Below are 12,547 nucleotides of genomic sequence, written 5' to 3' on the forward strand. Positions count from 1 at the left end.
ACGACTGCACGACCGACAGCAGCAGCACGGTCACGATCACCGGCCGCAGGAGCGGCAGCGCGACCTTGACGAACGTCCTGAACTCGCCGGCACCGGCCCACTCGATAGCGATCAGGCGGCGCGGTAACCCGGCATCGGGAACGCGGTGAGCAGGTCGCGGACCTCGCCGGCGATCCGTTCGATCGTCGCCTCGTCGTCCTTGAGCGCGGCCGAGACCGTCTCGTCCATCCACGCGGCCACCTGCGGCATGTGCTCCTCGGTCAGGCCGCGGGTGGTCAGGGCCGCCGTGCCCAGCCGGATGCCCGACGGGTCGAACGGCTTGCGGGTGTCGTACGGCACCGTGTTGTAGTTGAGCTCGATCCCCGCCCGGTCGAGCGCCTGGGCGGCCGGCTTGCCGGCGATGTCCTTGCTGGTCAGGTCGGCCAGGATCAGGTGGTTGTCGGTGCCACCGGAGCTCAACGTGAACCCGTGCTCGGTCAGCGCGCTAGCGAGCGCCGATGCGTTGGCGACGACCTGGTGCGCGTACGCGCGGAAGTCCGCCGTCGAAGCCTCCCGCAGCGCCACCGCGATGGCCGCGGTCGTGTGGTTGTGCGGGCCACCCTGCAGGCCAGGGAAAACAGCCTTGTCGATCGCCGTCGCGTGCTCGGCGGTCGCCATGATCATGGCGCCGCGCGGGCCGCGGAGGGTCTTGTGCGTGGTCGTGGTGATCACGTCGGCGTGGCCCACCGGCGACGGGTGCGCTCCGCCCGCGATCAGGCCGGCGATGTGGGCGATGTCGGCGACCAGGACCGCGCCGACCTCGCGGGCGATGGCCGCGAAACCCTGGAAGTCGATGGTCCGGGGCACGGCGGTGCCACCGCAGAAGATCACCTTGGGCCGCGAGGCGAGCGCGAGGTCGCGTACCTCGTCGAGGTCGATCCGGCCCGAATCCCGGTTGACCGCGTAGCGGACCGGGTTGAACCACTTGCCGGTCGCCGAGACCGACCAGCCGTGCGTCAGGTGGCCGCCCATCGGCAGCGACATGCCCATCACCGTGTCGCCCGGCTGCAGGAAAGCCAGGTAGACGGCGAGGTTGGCGGGTGAGCCCGAGTACGGCTGGACGTTGGCGTGGTCGACACCGAACAGGCTCTTCGCCCGGTCGATCGCCAGTGTCTCGATCGGGTCGATGAGCTGCTGGCCCTCGTAGTAGCGCTTGCCGGCGTAGCCCTCGCTGTACTTGTTCGTCAGCACGGTGGAACTCGCCTCGAGCACCGCCTCGGAGACGTAGTTCTCGGACGCGATCATCCGCAGCTTGTCGTGCTGGCGGGTGGCCTCGGCCTCGATCAGCGTGGCGAGCTGCGGGTCTTCGGCGGTCAGGTGGGGGATCGGTGGCACATGCACGGCGTCTCCTGAGGCATCTGACGAACACCACACCCAGGCGCGCGGTGCGGCGTTGCCTTCGATCGCTCCCCGGTGGTCAGTTCCACCTCGCTGCGCCAGTCGCGAGTACCCGGAAATGCTAGCCGAATCCGCGGTACGCGACAGCCGCAACGCCAAGGCATCGAAGACTGCTGAAGCAACCGGTTAAGTGGATGCGCTCCCACCGGAGACACCGAAGCCTGCCCGAAGACCGTGGGAGCGCTCTTGACGATGCGGAAAACCCGTGTTTCAGTGTCTCTACTTATCCGGTTAAGTGATCTCCGTTACATCGCACGTCGGGCGGCTCCCAGTCGAGGAGGACGGCAATGCGCAGGCGGTCAAGGTGGCTGGTGGCGGGCGCGCTGGCGCTCACCATGGGAATGGCCGGGTGCACCGGCGACGACGGCGCGGCGACGCCCGGTGCCGGCGGACTGCCCGGCCCCGGCGGGGGCGGCGGGGCTTATCCGCGCAACCAGACGCTCTACACGAGCGGCACCCAGTGGGGGCCGCCGAACAGTTGGAACCCGATCATCCCCGGCCACGCGATGGGCACGGTCGGCCTGGCGTACGAGCCGCTGTTCCTCTTCGACCCGCAGCAGACCGAGATCACCCCCTGGTTGGCAGAGAAGGGCGAGTGGGCCGACAAGACCTACACGCTGACCCTGCGCGAGGGCGTCAACTGGAGCGACGGCAAGCCGCTGACCGCGGACGACGTCAAGTACACGGTCGAGCTCGGAAAGATCAAAGCCGTCCCGTACAGCAATCTCTGGACCTGGCTCGCGGCCGTCGACGTGGTCGACCCGCGCACCGTGAGGTTCACCTTCTCCGACCCGCGGATCCAGGAGTGGGAGAACTGGCTCTACGAGAACGCCATCGTGCCCAAGCACGTGTGGGAGTCGCGCTCCGAGGCCGACATCACGACGACCGCCAACGAGAAGCCGATCGGGACCGGGCCGTACGAGTACCTGACCCACGACCAGGACCGCATGGTGTGGAAGAAGAAGGCCGACTGGTGGGCGACCAAGGCGCTCAACCTCGACGTCAAGCCCAACTACATCGTCGACATCGTCAACTCCAGCAACGAGGTCGCGCTCGGTCTGCTGCTGCAGGGCAACATGGACCTGTCCAACAACTTCCTTCCGGGCATCGCGAACCTGGTCAAGGGCGAATTCAAGATCAAGACGTACTACGCCGAGCCGCCCTACATGCTGTCCGCCAACATCGCGATGCTGATCCCCAACACCACCAAGGCGCCGATGAACGACGTCGCGTTCCGGCGGGCGTTGGCCAGCTCGATCGAGACGAAGAAGATCGTCGAAGGCGTGTACGGCAACATCGTGCGCGCCGCCAACCCGACGGGGCTGCTGCCGGTCTGGGACCAGTTCGTCGACCAGAGTGTGGTGAGCCAGAACGGGTTCAGCTTCGACACCGCCAAGGCGAAGAAGACCCTCGCGGACGCCGGCTACCGGGACACCGACAGGGACGGCTTCGTCGAGGGCAAGGACGGTAAGCCGGTCAAGCTGTCGCTGATCGTGCCGGCCGGCTGGACGGACTGGATGGAGGCCGCCCGGGTGATCAGCGCCGGCGCGCAGGCCGCCGGGATCAACGTGGTGCCCGAGTTCCCCGACGCTGGCGCGCTCGACGACGCCCGCACGGCCGGCACGTTCGACCTGGTGCTCAACAACTGGGCCGGGCTGTCCAACACGCCGTGGAACTACTACAACTACGTCTTCCAGCTCCCCGTGCGGAAGCAGCAGTTCACCGCCAACTTCGCGCGCTACGAGAACAAGGCGGCGTGGGACCTCGTGCAGAAGCTGGCCCGCACGTCCAAGGACGCGCCCGAGTTCAAGACCACCATGAGCGAGCTCGAGCGGATCCACCTCACGGAGCTGCCGATGATCCCGCTCTGGTACAACGGCCTGTGGGCACAGTTCAACACCACACATTGGACGAACTGGCCGTCGTCCGCCGACGGCGCGCCCAAGGACCTGCCGACCACCTGGAACAACCTGTGGGAGATGGGCAGCGTCAAGATGCTGACCCAGCTGAAGCCGGTCGCCGGATGAGGCGGTACTTCGGCCGCAAGCTCGCGATCTACACGCTGACCTTCGTCGTCGCGGTGACGCTCAACTGGATCATCCCCCGGTTCATGCCGGGGGACCCGGTCCTGCGGATGCTGACCCGCACGTCGGTCTCGAACCCCGACGCGATCGCGCCGATGCGGGCGTACTACGAGGACCTCTTCGGGCTCGACGTTCCATTGTGGAAGCAGTACGTCAACTACTGGGTCGAGCTGTTCCAGGGCAACCTGGGCGTCAGTGTCTGGCTGTTCCCCGCGCCGGTGGCCGACGTGATCCTCGACGCGGTGCCGTACACGCTGGCGCTCCTGCTGCCTTCGATCCTGTTGAGCTGGTGGGCCGGCAACAAGGTGGGCGCGCTGGCGGCCCGCAGCACGTGGCTCGACAACACCGCACTGCCGGTCTCGTACGCGCTGACCGCCACGCCGTACATGTGGCTGGGCATCCTGCTCGCCTGGGGTCTGGGGATCGTGGCCGGCGTGTTCCCGGTGGCCGGCGGCTACAGCTTCGAGCTGCGCCCGGACTGGTCGTGGGCCTTCGTCGGAAGCCTGGCCCAGCATTGGTTCCTGCCGTTCCTCTCGCTGTTCCTGGTGGCCTTCGGTGGCTGGGCGATCGGCATGCGCAACCTGATCATCTACGAGCTGGAGGCCGACTACGCCAGCTACCTCGCGGCGCTCGGCGCACCGCGCCGGCTGATCCGGCGGTACGCGTTCCGCAACGCGCTCCTGCCGCAGATCACCGGGCTGGCCCTGCAGCTCGGCGTGCTGGTGTCCGGCGCGTTGGTGACCGAGATCGTGTTCGCCTACCCGGGGCTCGGCCACCTCATCCTGCAGGCGATCCAGAACCAGGACTTCTTCCTGCTGCAGGGCGCCTTCCTGTTCATCGTGATCGGCGTGCTGGTGGCCAACTTCGTGATCGACATCGTCTACGTCCTGGTGGACCCGCGCACCCGGACCGGCATGCAGGGGGCGACGTGACCGACACAGAGCACGTGGCCGCGCCTGGCGTGCCCGCGATCGCCGAGCCGACGGTCGGGCGGCGGCGTGAGACGCTGCATTTCGCGCTGCGCAACAAGAAGGTGGTCGGCGCGGTGGTGGTGATCCTGGGGCTCCTCGTGCTCGGCCTGGTGGCACCGCTCTTCACCGACCACGGACCCAACGAGTACGTCGGCCCGCCGGCAGCACCGCCCTCGGCCGACTACTGGTTCGGCACGACCACCTTCGGGCAGGACGTGTTCCTCCAGTTCGCCAACGGCATCCGGTCGACGTTCGTGGTCGGTGCGCTGGGTGGCGGCCTGGCCGGGCTGATCGGGATGACCGTCGGGTTCGTCGCCGGCTACCGGGGCGGCCTGGTCGACGAGCTGCTCAACATGCTGACCAACATCGTCCTGGTGCTTCCGGCGCTGGCGGTCCTGATCATCCTGCACGCGTACGTCGGCGTCACCTCGGTGGCGATGCAGGCCCTGTTCATCGGCCTGTTCTCCTGGCCCTGGGTAGCCCGCGCGGTGCGGGCGCAGACGTTTTCTCTGCGGTCGCGCGAGTTCGTCGACCTGGCCCGGTTGAGCGGCATGCGTCCGCTGGCCGTCATCCGCCGGGAGATCGCGCCGAACATGAGCTCCTACCTGTTCATGACGTTCATCCTGCTGTTCGGCGGCTCGGTGCTGATGGCCGCGACCCTCGACTTCATCGGCCTCGGTCCGACGGACGCGACCTCGCTCGGGCTGATGATGAACAGCGCGGTCCACTGGAGCGCGCTCCATCTGGGACTGTGGTGGTGGTTCGTGCCGCCCGGTGCGGCGATCACCGCGATCGTGGGCGCGCTCTACGTGATGAACGTCGGTCTCGACGAGGTCTTCAACCCCAAGCTGCGGGAGATGTGACCGTGCCGCTCCAGGTCGACGACCTGAAGGTCTACTACCGGACCCTGCGGGGCGACGTCCGGGCTCTCGACGGCGTCTCGTTCACGGTGGCGGACGGCGAGATCATGGGCGTCGTCGGCGAGTCAGGCTGTGGAAAGTCCACATTGGGCAAAGCGCTGGTTCGCCTGGACAACCGGATGAAGCACGTGGGCGGCACGGTGACGGTCGACGGGCAGACCCTGCCGATCGCCGACGACCGCGCGATGAACCGGTTCCGCTTCACCTCCGTGTCGATCATTCCGCAGTACGCGATGAGCGCCCTCAACCCGACCCGCCGCATCGGCCGGCTGGTGGCGGACCTGCTGGACGCGCGCGGAATGTCGTACGCGGCCACCCGGCCGGAGTTGATCCGCCGTCTGGCGCTGGTCGGACTGCCGGAGACGGTCCTCGACAACTACCCGATGGAGCTGTCCGGGGGCATGAAGCAGCGCGTGGTGCTGGTCCTGTCCACCCTCCGCGACCCCGCACTGCTCGTGGCCGACGAGGTGACCTCGGCGTTGGACGTCTCGAACCAGCGCGCGGTCGCCCAAACCCTGGTCGAGTTCCGCGATCGGGGCTACGTGCGCGGCATGCTGGTCGTCACCCACGACATTTCGCTGGTCTACCAGATCGCCGACACCATCATGGTGATGTACGCGGGACGCCTGGCGGAGAAGGCGCCGTCCGACGCCGTCGTGACCGAACCGCTCCACCCCTACACGCAGCTGTTGATCGGCGCGCTGCCCGAGGTCGGTGCCCGGTTCAGCGAACGGAGGTTGACCGGCATACCCGGCCGGCCGCCGGGCCTGCGCAACCCGCCGCAAGGCTGCCGGTTCCGCGCGCGGTGCCCGCTCGCCGTCGACAAGTGCGCGGAACAACCACCGTTCGTGGAGGTCGCCGAGAACCACCACGTGGCCTGCTGGAAGGCCGGCTCATGACCGGAGGGCGGGTTCAGCATGCTGCGGCTTGACCAGGTGTCCAAGACCTTTCGGCTCGGTGCGTTCGGCAGTCGCGAGCTCACGGCGGTCAAGGACGTGTCGTTGACTGTCGGGCCGGGCGAGGTGGTCTCGCTCATCGGCGAGAGCGGCAGCGGCAAGACCACGATCGGCCGCATGGCGCTCGGGCTCGCCACACCCACCAAGGGCCGGATCACGTTCGACGGCGTCCCGGTCTCCGGGCTGCGCGGGCGGGCCTCGCACGGCTACCACCGGCAGGTGCAGGGCGTGTTCCAGGACCCGTTCAGCACCTTCAACCCGGTGTTCAAGGCGGACCGGGTCTTCACCCTGGTACGCGACGGCTTCTTCGGATCGGTCCCCGCGGCCCGATGGCGCCAAAAGGTGGAGGCCGCGCTGCACGGGGTGCGGCTGGAGCCGGCCGACGTCCTGGACAAGTACCCGCACCAGCTCAGCGGCGGCCAGCTCCAGCGGATGCTGATCGCCCGGGCGCTGTTGCTCGACATCCGCCTGCTGGTGGCCGACGAGATCATCAGCATGCTCGACGCCTCGACCCGGATCGACGTGCTGAACCTGCTGGGGGAGCTCAAGGCGACGGGGCTCGGCGTTCTGTTCGTCACCCACGACCTGGCTCTCGGCACGTACATCAGCGATCGCACCGTCATCCTCCGTGCCGGGGAGGTGGTCGAGGCCGGCCCCACGGAAACCGTCTTCACCAACCCGAGCCACGAATACACCCGCGATCTGCTCGCGGCTGTGCCGCATTTGCACCGGCGATGGGATGAACCGGTTAAGTAGAGGCGATCGGGCGGCCGGTGCTGGCTCTCGGCGCCAGCTTGGCGGGAGTGTCCTCGACCGAGCCGACCGGCTGACCCGCGATGGCCGCCAGCAGCTGACGGGCCGCCAGGGCGCCGTAGGCCGGGATGTCGCGCGTCAGCGCCGTCAGAGCGGGATGCACCAGCCGGCACAGCGACGAGTCGTCGAAGGCCACGATGGACAGGTCGCCGGGGACCGTCAGGCCCATCTCCTGGGCCACCCCCAGGCCGGCGATCGCCATCACGTCGTTGTCGTAGATCACCGCGGTCGGTCGGGTCTCGCCGCTGAGCAGGCGCCGGGTGGCCCGCGCCCCTTCCTCGCCCGAGTAGTCGGTGCTCACCGTCAGCGCGGCGCTGACGCCGAGGCGCGCGCACGCGCCCTCGAACGCGGACGCCCGCACCTGGGTGTGCCACAGGTCCGGCAGCCCCGCCACCCGGGCGATCCGGCGGTGGCCGAGCGCCGCCAGGTATTCGACCGTCTCGGTCAGCGCGACGGCGTCGTTGTTCCAGACGTGCGGCAGGTCGCCCACGCCCTCCGGCCCGCCGACCACGACCGCGGGCAACCGCAGGTCGGTGACCACCGGGATGCGCGGGTCGTCGACCCGCAGGTCGCAGATGAGCACGCCGTCGACGCGGCGTTCGCCCCACCACCGCCGGTGGACGTCGATCTCGGCGTCGGCGTCGGCGACGATCTGCAGCATCAGCGCCTGGCCGCGGGCCGACAGTTCGGCCTCGACGCCGCTGATCAGCTCCATGTAGAACGGTTCGAAGCCGAGCACCCGGGCCGGCCGGCGCAGCGCCAGGCCGATCGTGTCGGCCGGAGCGCCGGACAGGGCACGCGCCGCGCTGTGCGGGTTGAAGCCGATCTCCTCGGCGATCGCGAGGATCCGCCGGCGCGTCGTCTCCGAGACGCCGCGTTGGCCGTTGAGCGCGTAGGAGACCGCGCCCTTGGACACGCCCGCCCGGGCGGCGATGTCGGCAATCGTCGGCCGCTTCACCCAATGCCTCCCGCACCCGCAGGACCACGACAAGGGCAAGCTATCACCGCCGTTGACAGCATTCCCGCGCTCATCGTACCGTCAATTTTACTTATCCGGTTCAGCAGGTCGGATCGGCGAAGGGTCGACGCCCATGCGGAAAATGCTCAATTCCGGCTGGACCCTGATGCCCGCGTCCGGCGACGCGGTGCCGCCCGAGGTGGCGGCGGCCGGCCCGATTCCCGCGACGGTGCCGGGTTGCGTGCACACCGACCTGCTCGCGGCGGGCCTGATCCCGGACCCGTTCCACGACAGCAACGAGAGCGCGCTGCGGTGGATCGGCGAGGCGACGTGGCACTACGCGACCACCTTCGACTGGCACGGCGGCGGCGGCCATGACCGGGTCGATCTCGTCTGTGCCGGGCTCGACACCGTCGCCGAGATCGAGCTCAACGGTGTCCCGCTGGGCAGCACCGCCAACATGCACCGGTCCTACCGCTTCGACGTGCGCGACGGACTGCGCCCGGGCGCCAACGAGCTGAGGATCGTCTTCAGGCCGGCCCGCGAGTACGCCCGGCACTGGCAGCAGGAGCTCGGCGACCGGCCCAACGCCTATCCCGAGCCGTTCAACTTCATCCGCAAGATGGCCTGCAACTTCGGCTGGGACTGGGGACCGACGCTGGTCACCGCCGGCATCTGGCAACCGATCGAGCTCGACCTCTGGCACACCGCCCGGTTGCGCCGCGTCCGTCCACTGGTGACGGTCGACGCCGAGGCCGGCCGGGTCGAGGTGCACGCCGATGTCGAGCGGGCGGTCGACGGTCCGCTCACCCTGACCGCGACGATCGCGGGCCACCGCGCGACCGCCGCCGTCGACAGCAGCACCGCCGCCGCGATCGTCGAGGTGCCCGACGTCCGGCTCTGGTGGCCGCGAGGCCACGGCGAGCAGGACCGCTATGACCTCGAGGTCACCCTGACCGACAGCACCGGCGCCAAGCTCGACAGCTGGCACCGGAAGGTCGGGTTCCGCGACGTCCGGCTGGACACCACGCCCGACGAGCACGGCACCCCGTTCACGGTCGTGGTCAACGGCCGGCCGATCTTCGTACGCGGCGTCAACTGGATCCCCGACGATGTCTTCCCGACGCGGATCACCCGGGACCGGCTCGAGCACCGGTTCCGCCAGGGCCAGGGAGCCAACGTCAACCTGCTCCGCGTCTGGGGCGGCGGCCGTTACGAGTCCGACGACTTCTACGACCTCGCCGACGAGCACGGCCTCATGGTCACCCAGGACTTCCTGTTCGCCTGCGCCGCCTACCCGGAGGAGGAGCCGTTCGCCTCCGAGGTCGCGGCCGAGGCGGCCGAGCAGGTGGTCCGCCTCTCGCACCACCCGAGCCTGCTCTGGTGGTGCGGCAACAACGAGAACCTCTGGGGCCACGAGGACTGGGGCTGGCGTGACCGGCTGGGGGAGCGCACCTGGGGCGCCGGCTACTACCACCGCGTGCTGCCCGACATCGTCAACGAGCTCGACCCGACCCGCCCGTACTGGCCGGGCAGCCCGTGGTCGGGCACGCAGGACCGCCATCCGAACGACCCCGCCCACGGCACCATGCACATCTGGGACGTCTGGAACCAGCTCGACTACGGCCACTACCGCGACCACAGCCCACGCTTCGTGGCGGAGTTCGGCTACCAGGCCCCTCCCGCCTGGGCGACCCTGAAAGAGGCCATCAGCGACGACCCCCTGACCCCGACGTCACCGGGCATGCGCCACCACCAGAAGGCGACCGACGGCGACCGCAAACTCCGACGGGGGCTCGACCGGCACTTCAGGGAACCCCGCGACACCGACGACTGGCACTATCTGACCCAGGTCAACCAGGCGCGCGCCATCACCACCGCCATCGAGCACTTCCGCGCCATGAGGCCGCACTGCATGGGCACGATCGTCTGGCAGCTCAACGACTGCTGGCCCGTCACGTCCTGGAGCGCCGTCGACGGGGCGGGCAGGCGCAAGCCCATGTGGCACGCCCTGCGCCGCGCGTACGCGGACCGGCTCCTGGTCCTCGACGAGACCAGGGCAGTGCTGGTCAACGAGACCGCGACACCGTGGCACACCGAACTGGTCGTGCGACGGTCCACCTTGGACGGCTACGTCGAGGCGGAAACGAAGATCCACGTCACCGTGCCGCCATACGGGAAAGAAGAGCTGGCCCACGACGTGACCCCACCCGACGACCAGCGCGCGGAGGTGCTCTGGGCCGAGGCCGACGGAGCCGACCGCGCGTGGCACTTCTACGCGGAGGACAAGGACGTCGCCTATCCGAAGGCCGCGTACGACGTCGCGTCAACCGGGCGGAACAAGCTGACCGTCACGGCCCGCACGTTCCTGCGGGACCTCACGATCTACCCGGACCGCCTCGACCCCGCCGCCGAGGTCGACGACGCCCTACGAACCCTGTTCCCGGGCGAGGCGGTCACGTTCACCGTCGCGACCGCCGCCGCCCTGGACGAGCTGACGAGCAAGCCCGTGCTCCGCTGCGTCAACGACTAGCTACTCCGGCACCTTCCGGTAAGCGCCGTCGCTGGCCGAGGTCGCCATCGACGCGTACGCCCGGAGCGCTGCCGACACCGGCCGTACCCGGTCGATCGGGGTGTAGGGCTTGTCGCGCTTCTCCTGCGCGATCCGCCGCGCCTCGATCACGTCGTCGGCCACGTTGAGCGTCAACGCCCGCGTGGGGATGTCGATGACGATCTCGTCGCCCTCTTCGATCAACGCGATCAACCCACCACCCGCCGCCTCGGGCGAGACGTGCCCGATGGACAGGCCCGACGTGCCGCCGGAGAACCGGCCGTCGGTGATGAGAGCGCACGCCTTGCCCAGCCCGCGTCCCTTGAGGAACGAGGTCGGGTAGAGCATCTCCTGCATGCCCGGCCCACCCTTCGGCCCCTCGTAGCGGATGACCACCACGTCGCCCGGCTGGATCTCCTTGGCCAGGATCGCGTCGACCGCGGCCTCCTGCGACTCGAACACCTTGGCCGGTCCGCGGAAGGTCCAGAGCTCCTCGTCGACGCCGGCGGTCTTGACCACCGACCCCTCCGGCGCCAGGTTGCCGTGCAGTATGGCCAGACCACCATCGGCCGTGTACGCGTGCGCGAAGTCCCGGATGCACCCGTCGGCGGCGTCGGTGTCCAACGTGGACCAACGGTTGGACGTCGAGAACGGCTCGGTCGTCCGCACCCCGCCCGGAGCCGCGTGGAAGAGCTCGACCGCGGCGGGCGAAGCCGACCCGCTCCGGATGTCCCACTCGGAGAGCCAGGACGACAGCGACGGCGAGTGCACCGAGTGCACCGCCGTGTCCAGCGCCCCGCCCCGGGCCAGCTCGCCCAGGATGGCCGGGATGCCGCCGGCCCGGTGCACGTCCTCCATGTGGTACTTCTGCGTGTTCGGCGCCACCTTGGCCAGGCACGGCACCCGGCGCGAGATCGCGTCGATGTCCTTGACGCCGAAGTCGAGCTCGGCCTCCCGGGCGGCGGCCAGCAGGTGCAACACGGTGTTGGTGGAGCCGCCCATGGCCACGTCGAGCGCGACCGCGTTCTCGAACGCCGGCCGGGTCGCGATGTTGCGCGGCAGGACGGAGGAGTCGTCACCGTCGTAGTAGCGGCGGGCCAGGTCGACGACCGTCCGCCCCGCGTCGAGGAAGAGCTGGCGTCGGGCCGAGTGGGTGGCCAGCGTCGAGCCGTTGCCCGGCAGGGCCAGGCCGATCGCCTCGGTCAGGCAGTTCATCGAGTTGGCGGTGAACATGCCGGAGCAGGACCCGCAGGTCGGACAGGCCGACTTCTCGATCTCGCTGAGCTCGGCGTCGGTCACCGAGTCGTTGGACGAGGCGATCATCGCGTCGATCAGGTCGAGCTTGTTGCCCACGACGCCGTCGATGGCGATGGTCTTGCCGGCTTCCATCGGGCCGCCGGAGACGAACACGGTGGGGATGTTGAGCCGGAGCGCGGCGATCAGCATGCCCGGCGTGATCTTGTCGCAGTTCGAGATGCAGACAAGGGCGTCGGCACAGTGCGCGTTGACCATGTACTCGACCGCGTCCGCGATCAGCTCGCGGCTGGGCAGCGAGTAGAGCATGCCGCCGTGGCCCATCGCGATGCCGTCGTCGACGGCGATCGTGTTGAACTCGCGGCCGACGCCGCCGGCCTCGGTGACCGCCTCGGACACGAGCGAGCCCATGTTGCGAAGGTGGACATGCCCGGGTACGAACTGCGTGAAGCTGTTGGCGATCGCCACGATCGGCTTACCGAAGTCGTCGTCGGTCATCCCGGTGGCCCGCCAGAGGGCCCGGGCGCCGGCCATCGTCCGCCCGTGGGTGGAAGTTCTGGAACGCAGCTCAGGCATGTTGTCAAGTCTCGCACCACGAAACCG

The 12,547-nt window shown here is 69.1% G+C and carries 9 protein-coding genes and 1 riboswitch; of the genes, 6 read left to right on the forward strand and 3 right to left on the reverse strand.

Features of this window, described 5'->3' with window-relative positions; all coding sequences use genetic code 11:
* Positions 1-111: 111 nt before the first annotated feature.
* Positions 112-1,380 carry a serine hydroxymethyltransferase gene (glyA, locus tag AB0J88_RS37910; RefSeq protein WP_364358701.1) on the reverse strand — a complete coding sequence of 423 codons (1,269 nt, stop codon included), beginning with the start codon at positions 1,378-1,380 and terminating at the stop codon, positions 112-114.
* A 24-nt stretch (positions 1,381-1,404) separates the two neighbouring features.
* Positions 1,405-1,488: riboswitch (ZMP/ZTP riboswitch) on the reverse strand.
* A gap of 236 nt (positions 1,489-1,724) precedes the next feature.
* Here glyA and AB0J88_RS37915 point away from each other — a divergent pair.
* Genes AB0J88_RS37915 through AB0J88_RS37935 form a run of 5 tightly spaced genes read left to right on the forward strand, consistent with a single transcriptional unit; the run spans position 1,725 to position 7,124 of the window.
* Positions 1,725-3,464, forward strand: a complete 1,740-nt coding sequence (locus AB0J88_RS37915) for an ABC transporter substrate-binding protein (RefSeq protein ID WP_364358698.1) — start codon at positions 1,725-1,727, stop codon at positions 3,462-3,464.
* Positions 3,461-4,453 carry an ABC transporter permease gene (locus tag AB0J88_RS37920; protein WP_364358695.1) on the forward strand — a complete coding sequence of 331 codons (993 nt, stop codon included), beginning with the start codon at positions 3,461-3,463 and terminating at the stop codon, positions 4,451-4,453. Before AB0J88_RS37915 ends, AB0J88_RS37920 begins: the two co-directional genes overlap by 4 nt.
* Positions 4,450-5,355, forward strand: a complete 906-nt coding sequence (locus tag AB0J88_RS37925; RefSeq protein WP_364358692.1) for an ABC transporter permease — start codon at positions 4,450-4,452, stop codon at positions 5,353-5,355. Before AB0J88_RS37920 ends, AB0J88_RS37925 begins: the two co-directional genes overlap by 4 nt.
* On the forward strand, positions 5,352-6,311 hold the full coding sequence (locus AB0J88_RS37930) for an ABC transporter ATP-binding protein (RefSeq protein ID WP_364358689.1): 960 nt from the start codon (positions 5,352-5,354) through the stop codon (positions 6,309-6,311). Before AB0J88_RS37925 ends, AB0J88_RS37930 begins: the two co-directional genes overlap by 4 nt.
* A gap of 18 nt (positions 6,312-6,329) precedes the next feature.
* Positions 6,330-7,124 (forward strand): ATP-binding cassette domain-containing protein, encoded by a 795-nt coding sequence (locus tag AB0J88_RS37935; protein ID WP_364358686.1) that lies wholly within the window; start codon positions 6,330-6,332, stop codon positions 7,122-7,124.
* On the opposite strand, the gene AB0J88_RS37940 is transcribed toward AB0J88_RS37935, so the two are convergent.
* Positions 7,117-8,139 carry a LacI family DNA-binding transcriptional regulator gene (locus tag AB0J88_RS37940; RefSeq protein WP_364358683.1) on the reverse strand — a complete coding sequence of 341 codons (1,023 nt, stop codon included), beginning with the start codon at positions 8,137-8,139 and terminating at the stop codon, positions 7,117-7,119. The two genes, AB0J88_RS37935 and AB0J88_RS37940, sit on opposite strands and share 8 nt — an antisense overlap.
* Before the next feature lie 133 nt (positions 8,140-8,272).
* Between AB0J88_RS37940 and AB0J88_RS37945 the strand changes: the two genes are divergently transcribed.
* Positions 8,273-10,672, forward strand: a complete 2,400-nt coding sequence (locus AB0J88_RS37945; RefSeq protein ID WP_364358680.1) for a glycoside hydrolase family 2 TIM barrel-domain containing protein — start codon at positions 8,273-8,275, stop codon at positions 10,670-10,672.
* Here AB0J88_RS37945 and ilvD read toward each other — a convergent pair whose 3' ends face one another.
* Positions 10,673-12,520, reverse strand: coding sequence for a dihydroxy-acid dehydratase (ilvD, locus tag AB0J88_RS37950; RefSeq protein ID WP_364358677.1), 1,848 nt, complete (start codon positions 12,518-12,520; stop codon positions 10,673-10,675).
* Positions 12,521-12,547 lie beyond the last annotated feature (27 nt).

The sequence above is a fragment of the Asanoa sp. NPDC049475 genome (genome assembly GCF_040676915.1).
GTDB lineage: Bacteria > Actinomycetota > Actinomycetes > Mycobacteriales > Micromonosporaceae > Asanoa.

Coding starts and splice junctions, on each gene's coding strand:
- AB0J88_RS37915 (WP_364358698.1), top strand. CDS start 1,725: ATGCGCAGGCGGTCAAGGTGGCTGGTGGCGGGCGCGCTGGCGCTCACC.
- AB0J88_RS37920 (WP_364358695.1), top strand. CDS start 3,461: ATGAGGCGGTACTTCGGCCGCAAGCTCGCGATCTACACGCTGACCTTC.
- AB0J88_RS37935 (WP_364358686.1), top strand. CDS start 6,330: ATGCTGCGGCTTGACCAGGTGTCCAAGACCTTTCGGCTCGGTGCGTTC.
- AB0J88_RS37945 (WP_364358680.1), top strand. CDS start 8,273: ATGCGGAAAATGCTCAATTCCGGCTGGACCCTGATGCCCGCGTCCGGC.
- ilvD (WP_364358677.1), bottom strand. CDS start 12,520: ATGCCTGAGCTGCGTTCCAGAACTTCCACCCACGGGCGGACGATGGCC.